This is a genomic window from Oryzisolibacter sp. LB2S, assembly GCF_040732315.1.
Classification (GTDB): domain Bacteria; phylum Pseudomonadota; class Gammaproteobacteria; order Burkholderiales; family Burkholderiaceae_C; genus Alicycliphilus; species Alicycliphilus soli.
In genome coordinates, this window is sequence record NZ_CP160388.1 from 3,682,808 (window position 1) to 3,709,659 (window position 26,852).

The window sequence follows — 26,852 nt, forward strand, 5'->3', positions numbered from 1 at the left end:
AGAGGGCCGCGTGCGATCTACGATTGCCCAGGCCCCGGGGGCACCGCCACCGGGCAACCGCATGCTGGCGCAGGAGGCGATCATGATCGAGGCACCGAAGATCATCGACATCGACCCCGCGCGCGCGATTGCCGTGGTGCGCATCCACTGCCCCCGCGAGGAGCTGTCCTGCACGCTGAACCGCGGCGTGCGCGAGCTGCTCGACCGCATCAAGACCCAGGGCGCCCGCGCCATGGGCCCGCTGTTCACGCACCACATGCGTGACCCCACCGACAGCTTCGACTGCGAGGTCGGCGTGGCCGTGGACCTGCCGGTACGGGCGGCAGGCCATGTGCACCCGAGCCAATGGCCAGTCATGCGCGCGGCCCATGCGCTGTACCGCGGCCGCTACGAGGACCTGCCCAGGGCCTGGGCCGACCTGCAGGCGTGGATCGCGCGGCAGGGACTGGCCGCCACGGGCGAGCTGTGGGAATGCTATGTCACGGGGCCCGAGATCGGCTCGGACGCGAGCGCATGGCGCACCGAGCTCTATCTGCCGCTGCGTGCGGGCAGCGGACTTGCCTGGGCCACGGGGGTCAGTTCTTGGGCCACAGCGCCCACAGGCGCAGGTTCTGCTTGAGCCGTCCCGCGAGATCGCCGGCCTCCTGGCCCCAGCCCGTGAAATAGTCGGCGCGCACGGCACCGACGATGGCGCTGCCCGTGTCCTGCGCCAGCACCAGGCGCGAGAGCTCGGCCGTGGGCCCGCTCGATGCAAGCCACACGGGCGTGCCATAGGGGATGCTCTGGCGGTCCACGGCGATCGAGCGCCCCGGCGTGAGCGGCACGCCCTGCGCGCCCTTGGGGCCAAAGCCGGCGTCCAGCGCGTCGAGCGGCTCCTCGCGGAAGAACACGTAGCGCGGGTTGGACCACAGCATCTCATTGACGCGCTGCGGGTTCTGCTGCACCCAGGCCGTGATGCCGGGCCAGGTGGCGTCGCGCACCAGGCCCTGGTCCAGCAGCCAGCGGCCCACGCTCCTGTACGGCTGGTCGTTGGTGCCGGCGAACGCCAGGCGCACGAGACGCTGGCTGCCGTCGGCCTCCTGGACGCGCAGCCGGCCCGAGCCCTGGATGTGCAGCACCATGGCCTGCACCGGGTCGCGCACCCAGGCGATGGCGCGACCGGCGAGCTGGGCCTGGGCCTCGGGCAGGGTCTCGATCTGCTGACGCGTATACCAGGGCCGGCGCCTGCCCAGGTCCGCCGGCGGCGCGTACAGCGGCACGACAAAGCCGTTGCCCGGCCGGCGCGAGGCCTCCAGGAAGGGCTCGAAGTACCCCGTGAGCAGCCCCTCGGCGCCGCCGTCGAGCGATTCGATGCGGTAGGGCTGCAGGCGCTGCATGATCCAGCCGCGCTGCTCCTCGGCGCTGGCGATGCTCAGCCGGCGCACATCGCCGCACAGCGGCGCAAACGCCGGCGCCGGGCGCTCGCAGCTGCGCAGCCAGGCGTTCCAGGCCTCGTGCAGCGCATCGCCGTCAAAGCCCGGCAGCTCGCTCCAGGTCGCCGGCACCCAGCGGCTCTTGGCCTGGGCCAGCGTGCCAGGCACCACCGCCGCGGCCGGCCCCGTCGCGGCGGGACGCGCGGACGGATCCGACGGCCCCAGGGGCACCGGCGTGGAACAGGCCGCGAGGATTCCTACAATCGACGCGGTAACAAGCAGGCGCAGGAGACGAAGGTTCATGGGGCTGATTTTGCTTGAGGCGCTGGTGGCGCTGCTGATCCTGGTGGGGATTATCTGGTGGACCATGTTCTCCGGACGCAAGCGGGGCGAACTGCCGCCCGACCAGGAGGATTGACGGTTGTTGTCACCAGCCGGCCCGCCCCCGGGGCCCATTCCTACAGCGCTCGCACGCCATGCCTGCTAGGCTTGGCGTCGACCCCTCACTCTCTCTTCATACAAGGAATCCGACATGCGCAACTCTCTTATCGCAGGTACGGCGATCGCCATCCTGCTGACCTCCGGCTGCGCCGAAATGAGCGACACCCAGCGTCGCACCGCCATCGGCGCGGGCGCGGGCGCCCTGGGCGGCGCCGCCATCGGTGCCATGACGGGAGGCAAGGCCGGCACGGGCGCCGTGATCGGCGCGGGCGTGGGCGCGCTGGGCACCTACATCTGGTCGCAGCACATGGAGCAGCAGAAGCGGGAGATGCAGGCCGCCACCCAGGGCACGGGCGTGACCGTGTCGCAGACGGCCGACAACCAGCTCAAGCTCGACATTCCGAGCGACATCTCGTTCGCCACCAACCGCTCCGACATCGAGCCGAGCTTCCGCCCCATCCTGGACCGCTTCGCCGAGGGCCTGCGCAACAACCCCAACACCGAGGTCCGCATCATCGGCCACACCGACTCCACGGGCAACGACGCCATCAACGACCCGCTCTCGCTCGATCGCGCAGAGAGCGCGCGCAACTACCTCACGGCGCGCGGCGTGAGCGGCGCGCGCATCCATGTCGCGGGCCGCGGCTCGCACGAGCCGATTGCGACCAACGCCACGGCCGAGGGCCGCGCGCGCAACCGCCGGGTGGAGATCTACGTGGGTCAGCGCCAGGGCTGAAACCGGCAGCGGCAGAACGTCAGGCGCGCAGCAGGTTCGCCAGCTCGACGGCGGACTTGACCTGCATCTTCTCGAACACGCGCGCGCGGTGCACCTCCACCGTGCGCACGCTGATGTTGAGCTGGTCCGCGATCAGCTTGTTGGGCAGGCCTTCGACCACCAGGCGCATCACGTCATGCTCGCGCTCGGTCAGCTCGGCCAGCCGGTCCTGCAGCTGGTGCTGCGCGCGGCAGTCCTGCAGATGGCGCGCCGACAGCTCCAGCGCCGCCAGCACGCGGTCGACGAGCTGGTTGTCCGAGAACGGCTTTTCACAGAAATCGAAGGCGCCGCGCTTGACCGTGGCCACGGCCGTGGGCACGTCGGCATGGCCCGTGAGGAAGATCACCGGTATGGCGGCCGTCTGGCCGCGCTCGACGAGCTTGTCGAACAGCGCCAGGCCGCTCATGCCGGGCATGCGCACATCGAGCAGCAGGCAGCAGGGGCCGCGCTGGGCCAGTCCGCGCGCGGCGCGCTCTTCCAGCATGAGCTCGAAGGCCTCGGCGCTGGCATAGGCCTCGCTCAGCAGGCGGCGCGAGCGCAGCAGCCAGGCCATGGCCTCGCGCACCTCGGCGTCGTCGTCCACGATGTACACGGTGGCAGGGGCGGTGGAGTCCATCAGTGCTTGGTTTCCTCAAATACGGGCAGCGTGAAGGTGAAGACCGTACCACGGGGCGTGCGCGCCGTGTAGGCCAGAAAGCCGCCATGCTGCTCGACCACCGTGCGGCACAGGCTCAGGCCCAGCCCCATGCCCTCGGCACGCGTGGTGTAGAACGGCGTGAACAGCCGCTTTGCGACCTCGGGCGCTATGCCCTTGCCCATGTCGGCCACGGAGAACTCCAGCCAGCCCTTGGTGCCGTTGGAGGGTGCGCGGCGCACGCGCAGCTCCAGGATGCGCGTGCGTGTCTCGGGCTCGTCCATGGCCTGCATGGCATTGCGTGCCAGGTTCAGCAGCACCTGCTCGACCATGGTCGCGTCGCACCATACCTGCGGCAGGTCCGGCGGGATGTCGAGCATCACGCGCACGGCGAGCTTGTGCGCCTGCAGCCGGATGAGCGGCAGCACGGCGTCGAACAGCGCCTGCGCCGCGATGGGTTCACGCGACTGGTCACGCCGGCGCACGAAGTCGTGCACGCTCTTGATGACACGGCCCGCGCGCTCGGCCTGGGCCGCGATGCGCTGCACGGCCAGGCGCACGTCGGCCAGGTCCTGCTCGGCGGGCGCGGCGGCAGAGGCTCCGGGCTCGAGCAGATTCAGCGACCCCGTGGCGTAGCTGGAGATGGCGGCCAGGGGCTGGTTGAGCTCATGGCTGAGCAGCGACGCCATTTCCCCCACGGTGGCCAGGCGTGCCGTGGCCTGCAGTCGCTCCTGCGAGGTGCGCGAGAGCTCCTCGGCCCGGCGCTGCCCCGTGACATCGAGAAACGACCCCATCCAGCCCGTGTGCAGGCCCTGGGCGTTGATCAGCGGTGCCTCGTAGATCATGACTGTCAGGCGCGTGCCGTCCTTGCGCATGAAGATGGACTCATAGCCCTCGCGCGGCGGGTCGAGCCGGCCTGCCATGCGCACGCCCTGGCGCTCGGCGTATTCCTGCGCATGCTCGGGCGGCCAGTACGGCGGCGTGGCCTGGCCCACGAGCTCGTCGGCCGAAAAGCCCACCATGCTGCAGAAGGCCGGATTGACGTAGGTGATGCGCCCGCGCACGTCACGGGCGCGCAGGCCGGTGACGAGCGAGTCCTCCATGGCCTTGCGAAACGCCAGCGCATCGCCCAGGTCGCGCTCGGCGCGCAGGCGCCGGCGGTTGTCCCGCACCAGCACCACCAGCACCGACACCAGCGCAATGGACATGGCCGTGACCAGCGCCGTGAGCACGTTCGGGAACACATTGGGCGCGGCATGCCAGCCATCCATGCGCAGCACCAGGGTGTTGCCGGGCAGGTCGAACAGCTGCTGCGCCGTGAACATGCGCGTGCCGCGGCGCATGGCACCGACCAGGGCCAGGCGCGTGCCGTCGGCCTCGGTGAACGACACCTCCTGGGTACGCTGCAGACCGGGCGCCACCAGGTCCTGCAGCACGGTCTGCAGGGCGTAGGTGGCGACGACGAAGCCGCGCACGCGCCCCTCGTGGATCAGCGGCAGGCAGACCTCCATCATCTCCGCGCCCACGCCATCGGGCATGGGCTGGAAGTAGCTGCTGGAATACGACGCCCCGGTGATGCGCCGCGCGTTGATGCAGGCCAGGGCCGCCTCGGAGTGCACGCTGCTGCGCTCGCCCTGGTCCCAGTGCGGTGCGCGGTAAGGCGATTCGGCATGCGCGCGCATCTGCAGCTGCGCGTCGCGCCACTCGATGCGCACCAGCTCGCGGCGCGTGGACAGCAGCTCTCCGGCGCGCAGCTCCCAGGTCGTGAGGTCGGGGTCGCCCGCCTGCAGGGCCTGCAGGTTCTGCAGGTTGTGCGCAAAGGCGCTGCGCATGTCGGCCACGGCGTCGGCCGTGTCGCGTTCGAGCCGGCTCTGCACCTCGGCGGCCTCGTAGCGGCCGGCCAGCCACACCAGCGTCACCAGCATGCTGGCCACCAGCGCCAGCAGCAGCACCCACAGCGACCAGCGCCGCCATGCGCCGAGCCAGCGGCGCCAGCGCCGCGGCAGCCTGTCGCTGCCCTGCTCCTGCACGCCGTCCGCCTCGTCCTGCATGACTTTCCCGATGCGGCCTACAGCACGCGATGCGAGAGCGCCGGCAACTGGCCGCGCAGATGGCGCAAGGTGTCGGCATCGAGCTCGCCCAGCACCACGCCTGCGCCCTCGGCCCGCTGCGCCAGCACCTGGCCCCATGGATCGACGAGCATGCTGTGGCCCCAGGTGCGCCGGCCGTTCTCGTGCGTTCCGCCCTGGGCCGGGGCCAGCACATAGGCCAGGTTTTCCACGGCGCGGGCGCGCAGCAGCAGCTCCCAGTGCGCCCGCCCCGTGGTCCAGGTGAAGGCGCTGGGCACGAGCAGCAGCTCGGCGCCGGAGCGTGCATGGTCACGGTAGAGCTCGGGAAAGCGCAGGTCATAGCACACGGACAGGCCCACATGCCAGACCCGGCCATCGCGCGCCGTGAGCGCAAAGCGCACGCTGTCCCGGCCCGGCGCGATCACGCGCGCCTCGTCGAACCGCTCCTGGCCGTTGTCGAAGCGAAACAGGTGGATCTTGTCGTAGCGCGCCACGCAGGCGCCATCGGGCGCGAAGACCAGCGAGCTGTTGTACACGCGCCGCGGGTCGTCACCCGCGAGCGGCAGCGTGCCGCCCACGATCCACAGCCCGAGCTCGCGCGCCGCGCGCGACAGAAAGCGCTGCACCGGCCCGTCGCCCATGGTCTCGCGCAGCTGCAGCTTGTCCTCGTCGCGCAGGCCCATGGCACCGAAGTACTCGGGCAGCACGGCCAGCTCGGCCCCGGCCAGGGCAGCTTGCTCGAGCAGATGGCGCGCCTGATCCAGATTGGTCTGCTGCTGCACGCCAGAGACCATTTGCAGGGCTGCGACTTTCATGCTCATGGCTTTCCTCCTGTTGGGGCGGCTGGCGCCGTGCCCGTGCGCTCGACCTCGGCAGCGGGGCTGCGTCCCCGGATGCGCTCCACGCGCGGATCGGCCCAGGTGCCATCGATGCGGAACTCCCGCGTCGCGGCCTGTATCAGCGGGCCGCGCAGAAAGACCTGCGCCAGAAAGCTGCCCAGACCGACGACGGGATTGATGGCCGTGGCCACGAGCGAGGCCGTCATGGCGTTGATCTCGGGCACGACGACCACATGCAGATTCTGCGTCTCATGCTCGATGTCTGCACGCCCCTCCATGAGCACGGCCGCACTCACGCCCTTCATCTGCAGGTTGTTGGTGGTGGCCACGCCATGGTCTATGCGTACGTCGCCGCGCACGAAGTCGAAGGCAAAGCCCTCGCTGAACACGTCGCGAAAATCGAGCGCAAAGCGCCGCGGCAGCGACTGCAGGCTGAGCACGCCGAGCAGCTTGGCCATGCCCGGGTCGGCCTTGAGGAACTGGCCGGCCTCCATGCTCACGTTGAGCTGCCCGTCCATGCTGCGATAGTCGGGCGACAGGGGTGATCCCTGCCAGCTCACCTGCCCCTCCATGCGCCCCTGGCCGCGGCGCAGCACGCCGTCCATGCCAAAGCGCGCCAGCAGCGCCCCCGAGTCGCGGATATCGAGAGCAAACTGCATGCTCGTGCGCCGCAGCGCGGCGCTGCCCGCCTCGCCGAGCAGCGTCCAGTCGCCGCTCGCGGTGAGCGTGGCCTCGGGCACCGTGAAGTTGAAGCGCGACAGATGCCATTCGCGCTGCCCGCCGCGCGTGGTGCGGTTGTGCGCCTCTATGTCCACGCGCCCCAGGTGGCGCCCGTGCAGCTCGAAGTCCTGCACCACAATGTCCAGCGCCGGAAGCCTTGCGGGCTGGCGCGCATCGAGCAGCGCATCCACCTGGGCATCGGCGCTCTGGGGCAGGGCCAGCCTGGACAGGCGCGCATGCAGCCGCTCCGGCGCCGGCTGCGCGCCCGCCGCGGCCTCGGTGCCGGCCTGGTACTCGAGGTAACCATCGAGCTCGCGCGCGCTCAGATTGGCGCGCCAGACCGATGCACTGCGCGTGATGCCCGCCACCATGTCGTGCAGCGTGCGCCCCTGCACGGTGAGCGTGGCCGCACGCAGCGCGAGGCGGGTCGGCAGGTAGTCCGACATCGCCTGCCCATCGCCCAGCGGCAGGGCAGGCGCCGTGGAGGCGGTGGCGGCGGCGGTCGGGGCTGGGTTGTCAAGCAGCGCGCGCCAGACATCGGCATCGAGCGCGTCCAGCACGGCACTGGCGGCCACGCCCTGCTGCGGCATGTCGGGCAGGGTCGCTCCACCCACGGCCAGGGCACCGCGCAGCACGCGCGCCTGGTCGCCATCGATGGCGCGCACATAGGCCAGGCGCAGGACTTCACCGACGTCGAGCGTGAGCTGATCCTGCAGCGGCGCATTGTCCGAGGCGGCCGCCTCCGGCGTGAGCCTGTGGTCGAAGCGCACCGCCAGGGCCTGCTGCGCGGTCTTGCCCAGCGGGGCCGGCAGCGCCACGGCCATGCCCACGAGGTCGGTCGCCACCTCGATCTGCGGCGCGCCGCGGCGCACGCCGAGGTTCAGCGTGTAGGCGGCGCTGCCGCTGGCGTGCTGCGCCACGCGCGCGAGCAGTCCGAGCTGGGGCGAGGCCACCAACCCCTCGGCCGTGGCCGTGCCGCGCGCACGCACCTGCACGGCCGATGGCCGTGCGCCCTGGGGCGGGCCCATGCCACCTTCGAGGCGCACCTCACCACCCATGGCGCGCCCCTGCACGCCCGTCAGCGTGAAGCCCGATTCGCTGAACTGCACGACGCCCCGCGCGCCGCTGACCGTGGGCGCCTCGGGCACGAAGCGCACATCATTGCCCGCCAGCGTGACGCTGCCGCGCACCTTGGAATGCGCCAGATCGCTCAACGGCAGGCTCAGGCCCAGCTGCAGCTCGGCGCCACCCGTGGCCGTGGCGCCCTCGAGCGCACCAGCGGTGAGCTGCGCGATCTGCGAGCCGCTCACCAGGCCCAGCATGTCCTGCAGCGGGCCGCGCACCTGGCCCTCGACCTCGACCACGCTGTGCTCCAGATCGGCAATGCGCGCCTGCACCTTGGGGATGCGCAGCGCGGGCCGGCCGCCGAAGCCGCCCGTGGCATTGCGCACCAGCATGCTGGCGCGGTCGAAGACGAGCTCGCCCGACAGGCCGGAGAGCGCCGGCCAGGGCAGATCCCCGCGTTCGAGCAGGCGGGCAGGCACGTAGTGGTACTGCACATCCTTGACGCGTGCGGCGATGTGGAACTCACCCTTGTCGGGCGCATGACCGTAGGGAAAGTCCTCCAGGCCACCCCTGACGCGGAACTGCACCTGGGTCGCGCTGCCCGCCACGACGGCATCGCGCACGTAGTGGCGTGTCTCGGCCGGGATGACCAGCGGCAGATAGCGGTGCACGCGCGTGCCATCGGCACGCGACAGGCTGCCCGACAGGTCGAGCACGCCGGGAAAGCGCCGCTCGCCCTCGGCGTCTGCGGTGCGCCAGGCCAGCCGGGCCTCGCCCGCGGCATCGGCATTGGCAAAGCGCAGGTCGTTGCTCTGCACGCTGATGCGCCCGCCCTCGACCTGCCAGCGCACGCTGGCCGACAGCTGCTGCACGGGCACGACCGGATCCTCGAACACGCCGGGCAGCAGCAGCTGGCCATCGGCCATGGCCAACTCGGCGCGCCCGCCCTGGTGCGTGAGGTCGAGCTCGAGGTTGGCGCCGCTCAGCCCCGCGGCGGCCTGCGACTGCCCCTGAGCGGCCAGCGCCAGGCCCGTCACCCGGCCCCGCAGCTGGTATTGGCGCGGCTGCTCCGGCGGCCCCTGCCAGCTGGCCTTGAGCTGCTGCACCAGGCCCCGGGGCGCATAGGTCTGCAGGCCCTGATGCACGGCGGGCGCGAGCGGCAGGCGGCCGGCGATCTGCGCCACGGCGGCCAGGTCCAGGGCGTCGGCCTGCAGCTCGCCGCGCTCGCGACCCGGCTGATCCATGTCGGTGTAGCGCAGAAACAGCCGGCCACCGGGCCAGCGCAGGCCATCGTCGGCCTGGAACTGCAGGTTCTCCCCGCTGAACTCGAAGCCCCCCGCCAGCCAGCGGCCGCCGACGCGGCCCGTGACCTCGTGCAGCACCAGCGGCCGCAGCTCCCGGCCCAGCGTGGCATCGAAGGCCTCCAGCGCCAGATCGACCGTGGCGCCGGCGACCTCGCCACGCTGCACATCCACCCAGGCACGCAGCGCGCCATGGCCCTGGGTCACCTCCATGGCACCCAGATCCGCATACCGGTTCAGCCGCGAGACATCGACGCGCGTGAAGTCCGCGTAGAGCACGCCGGTCCAGCGCCGCCAGTTGCCCTCATGGGTGGTGAGCAGGGGCTGGCGAAAGCCGCCACGCAGCGAGAAGCGCTCGCCCCAGTCGGCGGGCGGCGTGGCGTCCAGGCGCATGGCGTGGTGCAGGCCCTTGTTGCGCAGCACCAGGTTCACCCCGGTCAGCGCCAGCGGCTCGGCACCGCGCAGCGCATCGGTCCAGCGCAGCGTGCCCCCCTCTATCACCACCTCGGTCTGGTCGAACAGCCAGTCGGCCGCGGCGCTGTCGTCCTCGGCGCTCTCGCGCATGACGATGCCGGCCACGGTCACGGCGCCGTCGGCCGTGCGGGCGATGTCGAGCGCCGGGCCCTGCAGGTAGATCTGCTCGAAGCCCAGGCGCAGCAGCGAACGCGGCGACAGGGCCAGCACCACGCGCGGCAGCACCAGGGCCTCCCGTCCCGCGCCGTCCAGCAGGGCCACCTGAGACAGTTCGACCGTGGGGAAAATCCCCCCGCTGCGCGCCGTGATGGCGCCGATGCGCACCGGCACCCCCAGGGTGCGCCCGGCCTGTGCCTCCAGCTCGGGGCGCCAGTCGCCAAGACGCGGCACAATCCAGCCATGCAGCGCCACCCAGGCCACCGCCAGCAGCAGCCACACCATGGCCAGCAATCCCAAGCCCCATCGCGCACAGCCCGCCACGAACCTGAGCATGCGGGAAGGATGGGTGGGCGGCGCTGTCATGTCAGGTGGAATCGAAGGCAGGAATTATGACCCGCCCATCCCGCCGGGAGTTCAGCCGCAACCGTTGCCATGCCGATGCCTTTGACCGACCTCGCCGCCGCGAATGAACCACTTTCGCAGCACTCGCGCTTCTTCCAGCGCCTGGAACGCCGCTACGGCGCGGAGCTGTCCCTGCTGCCTGCGGGCGTGCCCGACCACCAGACCATGGGCCAGGCCTGTGACGCCCTGCTCGCGCGCGGCCACGACCTGGGCGCGGCGCTGCGCATACTGCGCCAGCTGGTCATGCACCGGCTCATCGTGCTCGACTGCGACCAGGGCGCGGGGCTGGCCGACATCACCCGCCCCGTCACCGAGCTGGCCGAGCTGGCGCTGGACCGCGCCTGCCGCCAGGCACGCGCCGAGCTTGACGCGCGCCACGGCGCACCGCTCGGCCCCCAGGGCCAGCCGGTGCAGCTGTGGGTGATAGGCATGGGCAAGCTCGGCGCGCGCGAGCTCAATGTCTCGAGCGACATCGACCTGATCTACGTCTACGAGCATGACGGCGAGACCGCAGGCCTCGACGGCGGGCGCGGCCGGCTCTCCAACCACGAGTACTTCGCGCGGGCCATCAAGGCCATCTACAGCCTCGTGGGCGACACCACCGAGCATGGCTTCGTGTTCCGCGTGGATCTGGCGCTGCGCCCCCACGGCAACTCGGGGCCGGCCGCGCTGTCGCTGTCGGCGCTGGAGGACTATCTGCAGGTGCATGGCCGCGAATGGGAGCGCTTTGCCTGGCTCAAGAGCCGTGTGGTGGCGCCGCTCGACTGCATCGCCACGAGCAACGTCCAGGCCTTGCGCGCGGTGGTCCTGCCCTTTGTCTTCCGGCGCTATCTGGACTACAGCGTGTTCGACGCGCTGCGCGTGCTGCACCGCCAGATCCGCGACCATGCCGTGCAGCGCAGCGCCGGCCGGCCCGAGCGCGCCAACGACGTCAAGCTCTCGCGCGGCGGCATCCGCGAGATCGAGTTCACCGTGCAGCTGCTGCAGGTGGTGCGTGGCGGCCAGTTCCCCGAGCTGCGCCGGCGCCCCACGCTCGACGCGCTCGCGCGCCTGGAGCAGGCCGGGCTCATGCCGGCCGACAAGGCCGCCCAGCTGGCCGCCGCCTATGCCTTTCTGCGCCGCGTGGAGCACCGCATCCAGTACCTGGACGACCAGCAGACCCATGTGCTGCCCACGCGCGACGAGGATCTGGCCTGGATCGCCCACACCATGGGCCTGTCGTGCTGCGATTTTCTGCGCGAGCTCGACGCCCACCGCGAGATCGTGGCGCAGGAGTTCGACACCCTGCTGGGCGGGGCGCAGCCCAGGCGCTGCAGCAACGGCGGATGCGGCAAGGCGCGCGCGGCCGAGGCGCCCGCGCCCGAGCTCGAGGCGCTGCTCGAGGAACTGCCGCCCGCGCTGCGCGAGCGCGTGGCCGAATGGCGCAGCCATGCGCGCGTGCAGGGCCTGCGCGACGAGGCGCGTGCGCGCCTGCTGCGCATCGTGCAGCGCACGGCCCAGTGGCAGGCCGCGGGCCAGGTGAGCGAGGAGGCGGCCGTGCGCCTCGTGGGCTGGCTCGAGCCGCTGCTGCGCCGCGAGAGCTATCTGGCGCTGCTGCTCGAGCGCCCGCTGGTGCACGAGCGCCTGCTGCACCTGCTGGGCGCGGCCAAATGGCCCGCGCGCTACATGCTGCAGCACCCGGGCGTGGTCGACGAGCTGGCCAGCGAGGCCCTGCTGTCCGAGCGCTTCGTGGCCGAGGACTTCGACAAAGAGCTGGCGCTGCGCCTGACGGCGCTGCAGTCCACCGGCGAGGACGATGACGAAAACCTGCTCGACCTGCTGCGCCGCGCCCACCATGCCGAGACCTTCCGCACGCTGGCGCGTGACGTGGAGGGGCGACTGACGGTGGAGCAGGTGGCCGACGACCTGTCGCTGCTCGCCGACTGCGTGCTGCGCGTGACGGCCCAGTGGTGCTGGAGTCGCCTGAAGAACCGCCACCGCAACGAGCCACAGTTCGCCATCATTGGCTACGGCAAGCTCGGCGGCAAGGAGCTCGGCTACGGCAGCGACCTGGACATCGTCTTCGTCTTCGACGACGACGACGAGCGCGCGCCCGAGGTCTACGCGGCCTTCGTGCGCAAGCTCATCAACTGGCTCACGGTGAAGACCGGCGAGGGCGACCTGTTCGAGATCGACACCGCGCTGCGCCCCAACGGCAACTCGGGCCTGCTCGTGACGCGCTTCTCGGCCTATGCCGACTACCAGCAGCAGCGCGGCAGCAACACCGCCTGGACCTGGGAGCACCAGGCCATGACGCGCGCGCGCTTCGTGCTCGGCAGCGAGGACCTGCGCGCGCGCTTCGACGCCGTGCGCGAGGCTGTGATCACCGCGCCGCGCGACCACGCCGCGCTGCGCACCGAGATCATGGCCATGCGCGAGCGCATGCGCTCGGCCCACCCGGTCGGCGCCGACTGGTTCGAGGTCAAGCACAGCCCGGGCGGCATGGTGGACGCGGAGTTTGCCGTGCAGTACCTGGTGCTGTCGCAATCCGCGGCCTACCCCACGCTGCAGGGCAACCTCGGCAACATCGCGCTCCTGCAGCGCGCCGAGGCCGCGGGCCTGCTGCCCGAGGGCGTGGGCCGTGGCGCTGCCGACGCCTACCGCACGCTGCGCCAGGTGCAGCACCGCGCACGACTGAACGAGGAACCCACGCGCGTTCCACCCGAGGCCCTGGCCACCGAGCGCACCGCGGTGCTCGCGCTCTGGCATGCCGTCTTTGGCTGACATTCCATGACACGCCCATCCCTGACCGCCCTGGCCGTCGCCTGCCTGCTTGCCGCGGGCGGCGCCTTGCTGGCCGGCGCGCCCTTGCGCGCCGCATCGCCCGAGCCCGCGGCGAGCGGCACGCGCCCGGCCCTCACAGTGACCATCGCCGAGCCCCGGCGCGAGCAGCTCGCGCGGCGGTTGCCGGCCAACGGCAACGTCGCGGCCTGGCAGGAGGCCAGCATAGGCAGCGAGGTGAACGGCCTGCGCCTGTCCGAGGTGCTGGTCAACGTGGGCGACAGGGTGCGCGCCGGCCAGGTGCTGGCGCGTTTTGCGAGCGAGCAGGTGCGCGCCGACCTGGCCCAGGCCCGCGCCAACCTGCAGGAGGCGCGCGCCGCCCTGGCCGAGGCCCAGGCCAACGCCGAGCGCGCCCGCGCCCTCAGCGCCAGCGGCGCCATGAGCGAGCAGCAGATCCACCAGTACGCGACGGCTGCGCAGACCGCCCAGGCGCGCGTGGCCGCGGCACTGGCGGGCGTGGACAGCCAGCGCCTGCGCCTGAGCTACACCGAGGTGCGTGCGCCCGACGCGGGCGTGATCTCGGCACGCCAGGCGACCGTGGGCGCCGTCGCAGCCGCGGGCACGGAGCTGTTTCGCATGCTGCGCCGCGGCCGGCTCGAATGGCGCGCCGAGGTCGCGGCCAGTGATCTGGCCCAGCTGCGCACCGGCGGCAAGGTGCTCGTGGCCACGGCGGGCGACGCCCAGGTCGAGGGCCGGGTGCGCATGCTCGCACCCACGGTGGATGCGCAGACGCGCAATGCCCTGGTCTACGTGGACCTGCCGGCCCACCCCGATCTGCGCGCCGGCATGTTCGCGCGCGGCGAGTTTCTGCTCGGCCGGCACGAGGCCCTGACCGTGCCGCTGTCGGCCCTGGTGGTGCGCGACGGATTCCACCATCTGTTCGAGGTCGGCGCCGACGGGCGCGTCGCCATGCGCCGCGTGCAGACCGGCCAGCGCGTGGACGGGCGCGTGGAGATCACCGCCGGCCTGTCGGCGGGCGCCCGCATCGTGCGCCAGGGGGGCGCCTTCCTGAACGATGGCGACATGGTGCGCGTGGTCGAATAATCAGAGCAAAAACAGCCTCCATCGCCCGACAGTAAAGCGTCGGCAGCTATCAAATATAAAGCAATATACGCTCATGAACCTGTCTGCCTGGTCGATCAGGAACCCCGTGCCGGCGGCCATGCTGTTCGTGCTGCTGACGCTGGCCGGGCTGATGTCGTTCCGCGCCATGAAGGTGCAGAACTTTCCCGACATGGACCTGCCCGTGGTCATCGTCACGGCCACGCTGCCCGGGGCGGCGCCGGGCCAGCTCGAGTCCGACGTGGCGCGCAAGATCGAGAACGCCATCGCCACCACGCAGCGGCTCAAGCACATCACCACCACGCTGGTGGACGGCTCGGCCACCATTGCCGCCGAGTACGAGCTCGAAAAGCCCGTGCAGGAGGCCGTGGACGACGTGCGCTCGGCCGTCTCGCGCGTGCGCGCCGACCTGCCGGCCGACCTGCGCGACCCGGTGGTCACCAAGCTCGAGCTGTCGAGCCAGCCCATCCTGGCCTTCGCCATCGCCTCGAGCCGGCTCGACGAGCAGGAGCTGTCCTGGTTCGTCGACGACCAGCTCACGCGCCGCCTGCTGGCCGTGACGGGCGTGGGCGCCGTCACGCGCGTGGGCGGCGTCACGCGCGAGGTGCGCGTGGCGCTCGATCCGCTCAGGCTGCAGTCCCTGGGCGTGACGGCGGCCGAGGTCTCGCAGCAGCTGCGCGCCGTGCAGCTCGAGAGCGCGGGCGGGCGCGCCGATCTGGGCGGCGCCGAGCAGCCCCTGCGCACGCTGGCCACCATGCAGACGGCCGAGCAGATCGCGGCGCTGCAGATTCCGATATCGGGCGGGCGCCATGTACGGCTGGACCAGCTGGCCCGGGTGAGCGACACCTGGGCCGAGCCGCGCTCGGCGGCCCTGCTCGACGGCAGGCCCGTGATCGGCTTCGAGGTCTCGCGCTCGCGCGGCGCGAGCGAGGTGGAGGTCGGCGCGGGCGTGCAGCGCGCGCTCGAGCGCCTGCGCGCCGAGCATCCGCACCTCACGCTCACGCGCACGCTGGACTTCGTGGAAATCGCGCAGGATGAGTACGACAGCTCCATGCAGCTGCTCTACGAGGGCGCCATCCTCGCGGTGGTGGTGGTGTGGCTGTTCCTGCGCAGCTGGCGGGCGACCATCGTCTCGGCCGTGGCCCTGCCCCTTTCGGTGATACCGGCCTTCATCGGCATGTATCTGCTGGGTTTTTCCATCAACATCATCACGCTGCTGGCGCTGTCGCTGGTCGTGGGCATCCTGGTGGACGACGCCATCGTCGAGGTCGAGAACATCGTGCGCCACCTGCGCATGGGCAAGACGCCCTACCAGGCGGCCATGGAGGCGGCCGACGAGATCGGCCTGGCGGTGATCGCGACCACCTTCACGCTGATCGCGGTATTCCTGCCCACGGCCTTCATGAGCGGCATTGCCGGGCGCTTCTTCAAGCAGTTCGGCTGGACGGCGGCGCTGGCGGTGTTCGCCTCGCTCGTGGTGGCGCGCCTGCTCACGCCCATGATGTCGGCCTATCTGCTCAAGCCGCTGGTGGCGCCCGAGCGCGAGCCGCGCTGGCTGGCCGCCTACATGCGCGCGAGCGACTGGTGCCTGCGCCACCGCGTGCTGACCCTGGCGGGCGCGCTGCTGTTCTTTGTCGGCTCGCTGGCACTGATCCCGCTGCTGCCCTCGGGCTTCATCCCGCCCGACGACAACGCCCAGACCCAGGTGACGCTGGAGCTGCCGCCGGGCACCAAGCTCGCCGACACCCATGACCTGGCCCTGCGCGCGGCGGCCCTGGCCATGGAGGTGGGCCATGTGCAGCGCATCTACACCACCATTGGCGGCGGCTCGGCCGGTGCCGACCCGTTCGCCGGCGCCGGCGCGGGCGACCCGCGCAAGGCCACGCTCACGCTGACCCTCGCGGCGCGCCATGAGCGCCCGCGCAAGCAGGACATCGAGCAGCGGCTGCGCGAGGCCATGGCCGAACTGCCCGGCGCTCGCGTCAAGGTGGGCCTGGGCGGATCGAACGACAAGTACATCCTGGCCCTGGCCAGCGAAGATCCCCAGGCGCTGTCCACGGCCGCGCGCGCCGTCGAGCGCGAGCTGCGCACCATAGCCGGCATAGGCGGCGTGAGCTCCACGGCCAGCCTGGTGCGCCCCGAGATCGCCGTGCACCCCGACTTCGCGCGCGCCGCGGATCTGGGCGTGACCTCCCAGGCCATCGCCGAGACGCTGCGCGTGGCCACCGTGGGCGACTACGAGCAGTTCCTGCCCAAGCTCAACCTCGCCCAGCGCCAGGTGCCCATCGTCGTGCGCCTCGACGACGCGGCGCGCCAGGACCTGGCTGTGCTTGAACACCTGGCCGTGCCCGGCAGCCGCGGCCCGGTGCGCCTGGGCGAGGTGGCCCGGCTCACGCTCGCGGGCGGCCCGGCCGTGATCAACCGCTACGACCGCTCGCGCAACGTGAACTTCGAGATCGAGCTCGGCAGCCGCGGCCTGGGCGAGGTCACCGAGGCCGTGCGCCAGCTGCCCGCCGTGCAGTCGCTGCCGGCCAGCGTGCGCCTGATCGACGTGGGCGACGCCGAGGTCATGGGCGAGCTGTTCGCAAGCTTCGGCCTGGCCATGGTCACGGGCGTGGTCTGCATCTACGTCGTGCTGGTGCTGCTGTTCAAGGACTTCCTGCAGCCCGTGACCATCCTCGCGGCGCTGCCGCTGTCGCTCGGCGGCGCCTTCGTGGGGCTGCTGCTCACGGGCAAGAGCTTTTCCATGCCCTCGCTGATCGGGCTCATCATGCTCATGGGCATTGCCACCAAGAACTCCATCCTGCTCGTGGAGTACGCCATCGTCGCGCGCCGCCAGGGCATGGACCGCCTGCACGCGCTGCTGGACGCCTGCCACAAGCGCGCGCGCCCCATCATCATGACCACGCTGGCCATGGGTGCGGGCATGATGCCCATCGCGCTGGGCCTGGGCGGCGCGGACATGACCTTCCGCTCCCCCATGGGCGTGGCCGTCATCGGCGGACTCATCACCTCCACGGTGCTGAGCCTGCTCGTGGTGCCGGCCGTGTTCACCTATGTGGACGACCTCGAGCAATGGCTGCGCCGGCGCCTCGGGGGTCACAAGGCAACAAGGTGAAACCCGCAAGGCAGGATTCGCGGATTTTGCCTCAGCACTCTTACATCGGACGCAAGAAGTTACGCACAGGCCGCTCCGTTGTGCGAGAAAGTCAACTAACGTGTCTGCGCAGGTCATCCGCTTGCTTTTTGATGCACAAAGTGGTTGAACCTTTTGCGCTCATCCCCACTCCTATGTACCAAGGGATGTAAGTCTATGGCTTGAGTCCACACTGTTTTGGCTGTTGCGAAGTCTTCCAGGCATCACCTGGCTGCAACCCTGGGGCGCTTCTCCTCCCTCCCTCTCTTCATTCGTTTCGGGGCGCTTCGCAACATTTTTTATTCCGCAGCAAAAGCGCGCTCTTCCCTCCGGAAGGCGCGCTTTGTGCGTTGTGGGGCGGCCGATGTCAGCGCGGCTGGGTGTCGATGAAGCTCTGGCGCTGCATGAGCTTGTCCATGAGGCGGCCGAGGTTCGGGTGGTCACCACGCCAGTCGATCTGCGGAAAGCGGAACTCGAGCCAGCCCAGGGTGCTGCCCACGGCGATGTCCGACAGGCTCAGGTGAATGCCGCTGCAGAACGGCTTTTCACCCAGTCCCCGGCTCATGGCCGCGAGACCGAGCCGCACCTTGCCGAGCTGGCGGTCGATCCAGGCTTGGCAGCGCTCGCCGTCCTGGCGCCCGGCCCAGGTGGCCTCCAGGCGCGCGAGCACGCCGGCATCGAGCACACCGTCGGCCAGCGCCTCCCAGGCCTTGACCTCGGCGCGCTCGCGCCCGGACGCTGGAATGAGCTTGCCCACGGGCGAGAGCGTGTCCAGGTATTCCACGATGACGCGCGAATCGAACATCGCCTCGCCCCCCTCCATGACCAGGCAGGGCACCTTGCCCAGCGGATTGGTGGCGCTGATCGCCGTATCGTCGGACCACACGTTGTCCTCGTGGAAGCGGTAGTCGAGCTTCTTCTCGGCCATCACCACGCGCACCTTGCGCACATAGGGGCTCGACGTCGTTCCGATCAGCTTCATGGTGGTCTTGTCAGTTCTGGGCGCCGCCTGTGGCGCGCGAGAGGGGTGGGCGGATGATTCTAGCGGCGCGCCATGGTCACCCAGGCCAATGGAACGCCCCAGCCGCCGCCCGCACACCTGCCACCTACAATTGCGCCCCATGAGCCTGTCCACCATTACCGCCCTTTCGCCGCTTGACGGCCGCTACGCCGCCAAACTCTCCGCCCTGCGTCCCATCATGAGCGAGCATGGCTACATGCACCGCCGCGTTCAGGTCGAGATTGCCTGGTTCATCGCGCTGTCGGATGCCGGCTTTGCCGAATTCAAGCCCCTGTCCACGGGCGCACGCGGCTATCTGCAGGGTCTGGTGAAGAATTTCAGCGAGGCCGACTGCGCCGCCATCAAGGACATCGAAAAGACCACCAACCACGACGTGAAGGCCGTGGAGTACTGGATCAAGTCCAAGTTCGAGGCCCGCCCCGAGCTGGAGAAGGCCGCCGAGTTCGTGCACTTCGCCTGCACCAGCGAGGACATCAACAACACCAGCCACGCGCTGCAGATCCGCGCCGGGCGCGACCAGGTCATCCTGCCGGGACTGGACCGCATCCTGCTCAAGCTGCGCGAGATGGCGCGCGCCTTTGCCGACGTGCCCATGCTCAGCCGCACGCACGGCCAGACCGCCAGCCCGACCACCGTGGGCAAGGAACTGGCCAACGTGGTCATGCGCCTGCAGGCCGCCGCAGAGCGCATCGCGGCCGTGAAGATCCTGGCCAAGATGAACGGCGCCGTGGGCAACTACAACGCCCACCTCGCGGCCTGGCCCGACTTCGACTGGGAGGCCTTCAGCCAGAAGGTCGTGGAGACGCACGAGCCCGAAGGCCTGGGCCTCACGTTCCAGCCCTACAGCATCCAGATCGAGCCGCACGACTACATGGCCGAGCTGTTCGACGCCATCGCGCGCGCCAACACCATCCTCGTGGACCTCTCGCGCGACATCTGGGGCTATGTGAGCCTGGGCTACTTCAAGCAGCGCCTGAAGGCCGGCGAGATCGGCTCCTCCACCATGCCGCACAAGGTCAACCCCATCGACTTCGAGAACGCCGAGGGCAACCTGGGCCTGGCCAACGCGCTGTTGCGCCACCTGGCCGAGAAGCTGCCCGTCTCGCGCTGGCAGCGCGACCTGACCGACTCCACGGTGCTGCGCAACATCGGCGTGGCCATGGGCTACGCGACGCTGGCCTACAGCTCGCTGATGACAGGCCTGGACAAGCTGGAACTCAACCGCGAGGCCCTGGCCGCCGACCTCGACGCGAGCTGGGAGGTGCTGGCCGAGCCCATCCAGACCGTGATGCGCCGCTACGGCGTGGCCGGCGCCTACGAAAAGCTCAAGGAAGTCACGCGCGGCCAGCATGTCACGGCCGAGGCCCTGCATGCGCTCATCCAGAGCCTGCAGATCCCCGAGGCCGACAAGCAGCGCCTGCTGGCCATGACCCCGGCCAGCTACACCGGCAAGGCCGCCGAGCTCGCGCGCCGCGTCTGATCCTGATTTTTAGTCTTTTTGGCTGCCCGCCCTTGCCAGTCAAGCGCGGGCAGCTCTCATTTTGAAAGTGCGAAACGCATGGCGCTCAAGTCCACCATCTTCAAGGCCAACCTGGCCATCGCCGACATAGACCATGGCTACTACGCCGACCACCAGCTCACCCTGGCGCGCCACCCGAGCGAGACCGACGAGCGCATGATGGTGCGCCTGGCGGCGCTGGCGCTGCAGGCGCACCAGCTCCAGGACATCTGCCGCGGCGACGGAACACTGGCCTTTGGCGCGGGCCTGTCCGACCCCGACGACCCGGACGCGTCGCTGACCGACTTCACGGGCCGCAAGCGCCTGTGGATCGAGGTCGGCCAGCCCGAGGACAAGCCCCTCGCCAAGGCCGCGAGCCGCGCGGATGCCGTGGTCGTCTACGCCTTTCACCACGCGGCCGAGGTCTGGTGGAAGGGCATGGAGAACAAGCTCACGCGCCTGGATCGGCTGCAGGTCTGGCGCCTGCCCACCGAGGCCACGCAGCAGCTCGCCACCCTGGCCGAGCGCAGCATGCAGCTGCAGGCCACGGTGCAGGAGGGTGCGCTCACGCTCAGCAGCCAGCTTGGCAGCGTGCACATCGAGCCGCTGCGCTGGAAATAGCGACGGGGCTTCAGCGCGGCATCAGGGCGCCGCAGTTCCAGCATTGCTCGAAGCCACCCTCAATGGATTCGCCACAGCCGCGGCAGATCCAGTGGCGCTGCGGCAGGCGCTCATAGTCGCGCAGCAGCGCGCGGGCGCGGTCGGCATGCTCGGCATGCGCGAGCCAGATCTCGGGCAGGCATTCGCCGGGCGGCAGCTGGCCCGCGGCCGCCCCGAGGTGCTGGCGCTGCACGCTCGCGGGCAGGCCGGCCTCACACAGCAGGTCGCACCACAGCGTGGCCATGGCGATGTCGGGAGCCTGGGTCAAGCGCAGCATGGCGCCACGATAGCCCAGGCCTGGGCCATGGTCAAAGCATGCTCACAGCGCGCGCTCGGCATAGCGCGTGAAGCGCAGCGCCTGGCCCTCGCGCGTGATGCGGCGCCAGACGGCGCGCTTGGCCGCGGGGCTCATCTCCAGCCACTGCTGCACCTCGGCAAAGCTGCGCCCGCAGCCCTTGCACCAGGCGTCGCCCTGGCTCGTGGAGCAGATGGCGATGCAGGGCGTGTCCGGCGTGGTGGCATACCAATCCAGCCACGCGGCGCGGGCCTGGGGCGTGAGCAGGCGCTCCTCCACCTCCTCGGCGCGCGCGACCACCATGCGCGCATAGACCTCGGCCAGCGCCGCGAGCTCGGGCGCCAGGTGCACGCCGTCGGGCGAGGGCGCGCGGGCACGCCAGTGGTTGATGGCGGCCTCCATGTCGGTGATGTGGATGCGGTCGGTCATGCGCGGGACGGTGCGCGGCTACAGGCGGTAGGGGCCACGCATGATAGTGCGGCCGATGTGCCGCCACCGCCGGCCCGGTCTTTGCCAAGGGCCGGGAATCATGGTTTAATCGCGCCCTTCAAAGGGGAGTAGTTCCCCGTTTGCGCCATGCCTTGCGGGCCGCGCAAACGGATGTCAGGTCGTCAAGACGAAGCCTTGTGCTTCCGGCCTGCCAGGCGCCACCGCAGCGGGCACCGAACAAGACCTTTGAGCCACAGCCACTTTCTGGTCGGTTCAAAGCGCGCCCCATTGGTGCAAGCAGGTTCTCCCTGCCTGCAGGCAGTCGCTGCGCACCATCCATGGTGGCCGGTATTTTTCGGACGCAGCCAGGCTCCCCCGAGCCGGCAATCGACTTCAAGGTACTCACACTATGGATTTGGACTTTCTCACCCACGCCCCGTTCTGGATCGCGCTCGGGCAGATCATCATCATCGACATCCTGCTCGGCGGCGACAACGCGGTTGTGATCGCGCTGGCCTGCCGCAAGCTGCCGGCCGCGCAGCGCACCAAGGGCATCATCTACGGCACGGCCGGCGCCATCGTGCTGCGCGTGGTGCTCATCATCTTCGCCATGACGCTGCTGAACCTGCCCTTCCTCAAGGTGGTGGGCGCGCTGCTGCTGGTGTGGATAGGCGTCAAGCTCATCGCCCCGGACGAGGAGGCCCATGGCAACATCCAGGAGAGCGACAAGCTGCTCACGGCCATCAAGACCATCATCGTCGCCGACCTGGTGATGTCGGTGGACAACGTGATCGCCATCGCCGGCGCGGCACAGAACTCGGGCGCGCATTCCACCCTGCTGGTGGTGCTGGGCCTGTTGATCTCCATCCCGATCATCGTCTGGGGCTCGCAGCTGGTCATCAAGCTCATGGAGCGCTTTCCCTTCATCATCGTCGCCGGCGGCATGCTGCTGGGCTGGATTGCGGGCGGCATGCTGGTGACCGACCCGGCCTTCGTCAACCCCGACAAGTGGCAATGGATGCCCAAGCTGGGCACGGTGGACGCGCAAGGCATGGCCGAGATCTCGCGCACGCTGTACTGGACGGCCCATGTGGCCGGCGCCCTGCTGGTGCTGGTGCTCGGCAAGATCATCGCCGCGCGCAACAGCACCGCCGAACCGGCCGCCAAGCACTGACCGGCTGCACCACGGACATGCGCCCGCTCATCGTGTATGTGGACGACGCCGCGCACGCGCGGCAGGCGCTCGCGCCGCTGGTCACCGGCGCGAGCGCCGAGGCCACGCATTGGGTGCTCGTGGCCTGCGCGCCGCGCATGACGCACCGCATCGGCAAGTGGGTGAGCCACAGCACGCGCGAGAGTTGGCGCGCCAAATGGGCGGACAGGCTGTTTGGCGAGCTCCAGCCCTGGCTGAGCCGCGCCGGCCACCGCGTGAGCCTGGTACTGGCCAGGGGCCCGCTGCCCGAGCTGCTCGGCCAGCTGCAGGCCGAGCATGGCGCCCAGACGGCCGTGCTCGATGCGCGCCGCCCCAAGCTCGAGACGCCGGCGCCGCAGCAGGCCGACGCGCAGGAGGCCAAGGCGGCACCCATCGTCATCCGCAAGCCCGCGCGGCGCTGGTCCGTGCCCGGCTCGCTGACCGGCCTGGGCCTGATGTTCATGCTTGCAACGGATTGATATGCGACTGCTTCTCAAATGGCTGCTGAGCGCGGCCGCCCTGCTTTGCGTGGCCTATGTCTACAGCGGCGTGGAGGTGCGCAGCTTCGGCGCTGCCTTGCTCGCGGCCTTCGTCATCGGCCTGTTCAACGTGGTGCTGCGGCCCGTTCTGGTGATCCTCACGCTGCCGGTGACCATCGTCACCATCGGGCTGTTCCTCTTCGTCATCAACGCCCTGATGTTCTGGGCCGCCGCCTCGGTGCTGGGCGACGGCTTTCAGGTCCACGGCTTCACGGCGGCGCTGATAGGCTCGCTGATCTATTCGCTGCTGGGCCTGGTGATCGAATCAGCGCTCGGCGGCCTGTTCCTTCAGAAGTGACTGCACGGCACGCAGCCGCGTGTCGATGATCGAGGCCTCGATGTAGTCCCCGCCGGCGCCCTGCCGCGCCAGGCTGCGCGCCAGATCCTGCCCGGCCTTGAAGCGATCGACCGCGGCGGCGTAGTCGTAGCGCGCCACCTGGGCCTCGGCCTCGGCACGCACGGCGCGCAGCCGCTGGCCCTGCTGCTGCCACACCTGCGCCAGGGTCTGCCATGCGTTCGCATCGCCTGGGTGCGCGCTCACCCAGGTCTGCAGCGGTCCGGCCATGGGGGCGGCCGCGCCGCTGCGCAGCAGGGCCTGGGCGCGCAGCAGCAGCTCGGGCCGACCGCCCTTGTCCTGGGCCGCCCTGTCGTGCTGCAGATGGACCAGCGCCGCGGCCGCGTCGCCCGCGGCCAGCTCCACCTCGGCGCCCAAAAGACGCGCCTGGCGCAGCGCCGCGGCATCGTCCTGCACGTCGGCCAACAGTCCGCGCAGGCTGCGGCGTGCCGCCGCATGGTCACCGAGCTGCACGGCGCTGAGCGTGGCCGCATACCAGGCCGGCACGCGCTGGGCGCGTGGCCGCGCGGCAAAGCCGACGTCCTGCGGCTCTGCCACCCACTGGCGCCAGGTGTCGACGCCCGGGCGCATGAGCACGCGCGCGCGCGCGGCCATCATCAGATGTTCGGCCGTCGGCGCGCCCGGCGCCGCGGCGCCCTGTGGAATGCGGCTGTGCATGTCGGCAATGCGCTGCGTGGTCAGCGGGTGGCTGCGCAGATAGGGCCAGCTGCCGTTGTCGTTGATGCGGTTGGCCTGCTGCAGCTTGTCGAACATGGCCACGAAGCCCTGGGGCGCAAAGCCCGCGGGCTGCATCAGGCCAAAGCCCACGCGGTCGGCCTCGCGCTCCATGTCGCGCGAGAAGTTGAGCTGGTTCTGCACCGCGAGCGCATGCCCGCCGACCATCATGGCCTGGGCCGCGGTCGGGTTCTTGGCCGCCGCCAGCGCGCCCAGCACCATGGCGCCGAGCATCAATGGCGTCTGCCGGCCCTGCTGGGCCATCAGGCGCGCGATGTGGCGCTGCGTGACATGGCTGAGCTCATGCGCCAGCACCGAGGCCAGCTCGTCGCGCGTGGCCACCACGGCGATCAGCCCCAGGTGCACGCCGAAGTAGCCGCCAGGCAGCGCGAAGGCGTTCACCGAGCGGTCGCGGCCCAGCAGGATCTGCCAGGCAAAGCGCTCCTGGAGCTCGGGCGAGAGCTCGCCACGCGCCTCGGCCGCGTGCACCAGAGCCTGGAACAGGCCCTGGACATATTCCTGCAGCACCGGGTCGTCGATGTAGTCCGGGTCGCGGTAGAGCTCGCGGATGATGCTGTCGCCCAGCCGGCGCTCGGCGCTGGTCGTCATCTCGGCCCCGTCGCCCATCATGGGCAGCTGCGACTGCGCCTGGGCCAGGGGCGCGAACATGCCACCGCCAACTATCAAAACAGAAGCTGCCAGCGCTTTACCAGCAAGCGCCAAACGCCAATTTGACTTGAATTTCTGCACCCCTATCCTCCACCCGCTTCGGCGGGCCACAACCGCTGGCACATGGCCGTATGATGCCCCGGCTCCGTAAATGTTTCCCCGCCTGCAAGCCTGCCATGACCCAGACCCCTTCCCCGCTGACCCACTTCGATGCCCAGGGCCAGGCCCATATGGTCGACGTGGGAGCCAAGAGCGCCACGCATCGCATCGCCGTTGCCCAGGGCCGCATCGAGATGCAGCCCGCCACGCTGGAGCTGATCGCATCCGGCCAGGCGCGCAAGGGCGACGTGCTCGGCGTCGCGCGCATCGCCGGCATCATGGCGGCCAAGCGCACCAGCGACCTGATCCCGCTGTGCCACCCGCTGGCCCTCACGCGCGTGGCCTTGGAGTTTGCGCTGCTGCCCGCCGACGCGGCGGTGCAATGCACCGCCACCGTGGAGACCGTGGGCCCCACGGGCGTGGAGATGGAGGCGCTCACCGCCGTGCAGGTGGCCCTTCTGACCATCTACGACATGTGCAAGGCGGCCGACAAGCGCATGGTGATGACCGGCGTGCGCGTGCTCGAAAAGCATGGCGGCAAGTCCGGCAGCTTCGTCGCCTGAACCGGCGGCCCGGTGCCGGGCCGAGCCGCGTCACAGTTCCAGCATGTCCACGGCCTGCAGATCCAGAAGGCGCAACCCGCCGGGCGCGAGCGCCTGCACCTCGCGCATGATGAGCGCGCTCTCGCGCGGCTTGGTGTGGGTGATGTAGATGGGAATGTCGCTGCCTGCGGGCAGCCCGGCCAGCTCGCGCGCGAGTGCGATGGGAGAGAGGTGGCGGCTGGCGCGCGCGAGCCCTGCCTCGGCGCTGCTGAAGGCGGTTTCGATGCACAGCGCCGCGACGCCGCCGCGCTCGCCATGCAGGGCCTTGATGCGGCGCCAGAACGCCGGATTCTCGCCCTCGGTGTCGCCGCTGTAGACCCACCAGCCCAGCCCGCCCCTGGCGGCGTAGCCCACGCCGGGCACGCTGTGGCGCGCAGGCAGCACCTCCAGCACCAGACCGGCGATGGCGAAGCCGTCGCCGACGCCCAGGGGCTGCAGTTGCACGAAGGGCGCCCGCGGCGTCGGGATGCGCGTGAAGTCGGGCCAGATCACGTCGTTGAACACATGGGCGCGCAATGCCGCCACCGTGGCGGGCAGGGCATGGACCTGCAGGGGGCGGGCGCGGCTGGTGCCCACGGCGTCGAGCAGCAGCGGCAGGGCCGCAATATGGTCGAGATGCGCGTGGCTGAGAAAGACATGCTCGATGCGCCGCATCTCGTCGAGCGTGAGCTCCCCGACGCCCGTGCCCGCATCGACCAGAATGCGCTCGTCGAGCAGGAACGAGGTCGTGCGGCAACCCCTGGCAATGGCGCCGCTGCAGCCGAGTATGCGTACCTGCATGGGTGGCCGCACGTTGGCAGATGCCCTGCGCGGGCTCAGCTCAGCTGGAATTCCATCTCGGCGCCGGCGAGGCTGATGCGGTCGCCGGTCTTGAGCGGCACGGGGTCGGAGCCCACCGTCGTGCCGTTGAGGCGCGGCAGCTCGTCCCCATCCACATGGGCCAGCACGAAGCTGTAGTGCCGCCGCGTGATCGAGGCCACGGCCACGCCCGGCTTGCCAATGGTCGTGACGACCTTGGTGAGGGCGACCTCACGCCCCGTGGCGGGCCCGGTGACGACACGCACGATCGCGTTCGTACCGGCCCCCACGGGCGCCGCACGCTCCTTTGGCGACACGCCATTGGCAAAGGCCAGGGCCCTGTCATAGCCGGAAGGGGGGGCGTCCTGCAGGAAGCGGATCTGGTACTTTCCCATCTCCACCACGTCGCCATTGCGCAGCAGCTGGCGCTTGATGGGCTTGCCGTTGACGTAGGTGCCGTTGGTGCTGCCCAGGTCCTGCAGCTCGACATCGTCGCCGTTCATGACGAGCACCGCGTGCTCGCCGCTCACGGCCAGGTTGTCGATGACCACGTCGTTGTAGGGCCGGCGTCCCACGGTCGTGCGCCCCTGCGTCAGCAAGACCTCCTTGATGACTGCTCCATCGATTGCCACGACCATTCTCGGCATGATCCCTGTTCCCCCCGTTTACGCT

The 26,852-nt window shown here is 70.3% G+C and carries 22 protein-coding genes; 11 read left to right on the forward strand and 11 right to left on the reverse strand.

The window, feature by feature from the left end:
• The first annotated feature begins 10 nt into the window (after window positions 1–10).
• Window positions 11–619: a GyrI-like domain-containing protein gene (locus tag ABUE11_RS17330; RefSeq protein WP_367066682.1), complete on the forward strand. Its 609-nt coding sequence runs from the start codon at window positions 11–13 to the stop codon at window positions 617–619.
• On the opposite strand, the gene ABUE11_RS17335 is transcribed toward ABUE11_RS17330, so the two are convergent.
• Window positions 576–1,715 (reverse strand): MltA domain-containing protein, encoded by a 1,140-nt coding sequence (locus ABUE11_RS17335; RefSeq protein WP_367066683.1) that lies wholly within the window; start codon window positions 1,713–1,715, stop codon window positions 576–578. The two genes, ABUE11_RS17330 and ABUE11_RS17335, sit on opposite strands and share 44 nt — an antisense overlap.
• Before the next feature lie 229 nt (window positions 1,716–1,944).
• Here ABUE11_RS17335 and ABUE11_RS17340 point away from each other — a divergent pair, with 229 nt between their 5' ends.
• Window positions 1,945–2,589 (forward strand): OmpA family protein, encoded by a 645-nt coding sequence (locus ABUE11_RS17340; RefSeq protein ID WP_367066684.1) that lies wholly within the window; start codon window positions 1,945–1,947, stop codon window positions 2,587–2,589.
• A 19-nt stretch (window positions 2,590–2,608) separates the two neighbouring features.
• Here ABUE11_RS17340 and ABUE11_RS17345 read toward each other — a convergent pair whose 3' ends face one another.
• Genes ABUE11_RS17345 through ABUE11_RS17360 form a run of 4 tightly spaced genes read right to left on the reverse strand, consistent with a single transcriptional unit; the run spans window position 2,609 to window position 10,252 of the window.
• A complete protein-coding gene (locus tag ABUE11_RS17345; RefSeq protein ID WP_367066685.1) occupies window positions 2,609–3,244 on the reverse strand; it encodes a response regulator in 636 nt (211 codons plus the stop codon).
• Window positions 3,244–5,313 carry an ATP-binding protein gene (locus tag ABUE11_RS17350; RefSeq protein WP_367066686.1) on the reverse strand — a complete coding sequence of 690 codons (2,070 nt, stop codon included), beginning with the start codon at window positions 5,311–5,313 and terminating at the stop codon, window positions 3,244–3,246. Before ABUE11_RS17350 ends, ABUE11_RS17345 begins: the two co-directional genes overlap by 1 nt.
• A 17-nt stretch (window positions 5,314–5,330) precedes the next feature.
• Window positions 5,331–6,146 carry a carbon-nitrogen hydrolase family protein gene (locus ABUE11_RS17355; protein ID WP_367068855.1) on the reverse strand — a complete coding sequence of 272 codons (816 nt, stop codon included), beginning with the start codon at window positions 6,144–6,146 and terminating at the stop codon, window positions 5,331–5,333.
• A gap of 2 nt (window positions 6,147–6,148) precedes the next feature.
• Window positions 6,149–10,252: a YhdP family protein gene (locus tag ABUE11_RS17360; protein ID WP_367066688.1), complete on the reverse strand. Its 4,104-nt coding sequence runs from the start codon at window positions 10,250–10,252 to the stop codon at window positions 6,149–6,151.
• Window positions 10,253–10,321: 69 nt separating this feature from the next.
• Between ABUE11_RS17360 and glnE the strand changes: the two genes are divergently transcribed.
• The 3 genes from glnE (at window position 10,322) to ABUE11_RS17375 (ending at window position 17,291) form a co-directional block, all read left to right on the forward strand.
• The gene (gene glnE / locus ABUE11_RS17365; protein WP_367066689.1) at window positions 10,322–13,054 is read left to right on the forward strand and encodes a bifunctional [glutamate--ammonia ligase]-adenylyl-L-tyrosine phosphorylase/[glutamate--ammonia-ligase] adenylyltransferase; all 2,733 of its coding nucleotides are present in this window, start codon (window positions 10,322–10,324) and stop codon (window positions 13,052–13,054) included.
• 6 nt (window positions 13,055–13,060) lie between these two features.
• Window positions 13,061–14,155 carry an efflux RND transporter periplasmic adaptor subunit gene (locus ABUE11_RS17370; RefSeq protein ID WP_367066690.1) on the forward strand — a complete coding sequence of 365 codons (1,095 nt, stop codon included), beginning with the start codon at window positions 13,061–13,063 and terminating at the stop codon, window positions 14,153–14,155.
• Between the two features lie 73 nt (window positions 14,156–14,228).
• Complete coding sequence (locus ABUE11_RS17375; RefSeq protein WP_367066691.1) at window positions 14,229–17,291, forward strand: efflux RND transporter permease subunit; 3,063 nt, start codon at window positions 14,229–14,231, stop codon at window positions 17,289–17,291.
• 385 nt (window positions 17,292–17,676) lie between these two features.
• Here the strand turns inward: ABUE11_RS17375 and ABUE11_RS17380 are convergent, their stop codons facing one another.
• Window positions 17,677–18,291, reverse strand: coding sequence for a glutathione S-transferase N-terminal domain-containing protein (locus ABUE11_RS17380; RefSeq protein ID WP_367066693.1), 615 nt, complete (start codon window positions 18,289–18,291; stop codon window positions 17,677–17,679).
• Between the two features lie 139 nt (window positions 18,292–18,430).
• Here ABUE11_RS17380 and purB point away from each other — a divergent pair, with 139 nt between their 5' ends.
• Entirely contained in the window at window positions 18,431–19,810 is a 1,380-nt protein-coding gene (gene purB / locus ABUE11_RS17385) for an adenylosuccinate lyase (RefSeq protein WP_367066694.1), read from the forward strand.
• 78 nt (window positions 19,811–19,888) lie between these two features.
• Window positions 19,889–20,449, forward strand: a complete 561-nt coding sequence (locus ABUE11_RS17390; protein ID WP_367066695.1) for a YaeQ family protein — start codon at window positions 19,889–19,891, stop codon at window positions 20,447–20,449.
• Between the two features lie 10 nt (window positions 20,450–20,459).
• Here ABUE11_RS17390 and ABUE11_RS17395 read toward each other — a convergent pair whose 3' ends face one another.
• Window positions 20,460–20,765, reverse strand: a complete 306-nt coding sequence (locus ABUE11_RS17395; RefSeq protein ID WP_367066696.1) for a DUF2007 domain-containing protein — start codon at window positions 20,763–20,765, stop codon at window positions 20,460–20,462.
• Window positions 20,766–20,807: 42 nt separating this feature from the next.
• On the reverse strand, window positions 20,808–21,212 hold the full coding sequence (locus ABUE11_RS17400) for a DUF3717 domain-containing protein (protein WP_367066697.1): 405 nt from the start codon (window positions 21,210–21,212) through the stop codon (window positions 20,808–20,810).
• Window positions 21,213–21,621: 409 nt separating this feature from the next.
• Between ABUE11_RS17400 and ABUE11_RS17405 the strand changes: the two genes are divergently transcribed.
• From ABUE11_RS17405 to ABUE11_RS17415, 3 genes are read left to right on the forward strand one after another with little or no spacing between them, the layout of a single operon-like run.
• A complete protein-coding gene (locus tag ABUE11_RS17405; protein ID WP_367066698.1) occupies window positions 21,622–22,386 on the forward strand; it encodes a TerC family protein in 765 nt (254 codons plus the stop codon).
• Window positions 22,387–22,403: 17 nt separating this feature from the next.
• Window positions 22,404–22,883 (forward strand): hypothetical protein, encoded by a 480-nt coding sequence (locus tag ABUE11_RS17410; RefSeq protein ID WP_367066699.1) that lies wholly within the window; start codon window positions 22,404–22,406, stop codon window positions 22,881–22,883.
• Window position 22,884: 1 nt separating this feature from the next.
• Window positions 22,885–23,241, forward strand: a complete 357-nt coding sequence (locus ABUE11_RS17415; RefSeq protein ID WP_367066700.1) for a phage holin family protein — start codon at window positions 22,885–22,887, stop codon at window positions 23,239–23,241.
• Here the strand turns inward: ABUE11_RS17415 and ABUE11_RS17420 are convergent.
• Window positions 23,209–24,681 (reverse strand): M48 family metalloprotease, encoded by a 1,473-nt coding sequence (locus tag ABUE11_RS17420; protein ID WP_367066701.1) that lies wholly within the window; start codon window positions 24,679–24,681, stop codon window positions 23,209–23,211. The two genes, ABUE11_RS17415 and ABUE11_RS17420, sit on opposite strands and share 33 nt — an antisense overlap.
• A 176-nt stretch (window positions 24,682–24,857) precedes the next feature.
• On the opposite strand from ABUE11_RS17420, the gene moaC reads away from it, so the two are divergent.
• Window positions 24,858–25,343 carry a cyclic pyranopterin monophosphate synthase MoaC gene (moaC, locus tag ABUE11_RS17425; RefSeq protein ID WP_367066702.1) on the forward strand — a complete coding sequence of 162 codons (486 nt, stop codon included), beginning with the start codon at window positions 24,858–24,860 and terminating at the stop codon, window positions 25,341–25,343.
• Between the two features lie 30 nt (window positions 25,344–25,373).
• Here moaC and ABUE11_RS17430 read toward each other — a convergent pair whose 3' ends face one another.
• Both ABUE11_RS17430 and ABUE11_RS17435 read right to left on the reverse strand, forming a co-directional pair.
• On the reverse strand, window positions 25,374–26,162 hold the full coding sequence (locus tag ABUE11_RS17430) for a 3',5'-cyclic-nucleotide phosphodiesterase (protein ID WP_367066703.1): 789 nt from the start codon (window positions 26,160–26,162) through the stop codon (window positions 25,374–25,376).
• Window positions 26,163–26,197: 35 nt separating this feature from the next.
• Window positions 26,198–26,827 (reverse strand): FHA domain-containing protein, encoded by a 630-nt coding sequence (locus tag ABUE11_RS17435; protein WP_367066704.1) that lies wholly within the window; start codon window positions 26,825–26,827, stop codon window positions 26,198–26,200.
• Window positions 26,828–26,852 lie beyond the last annotated feature (25 nt).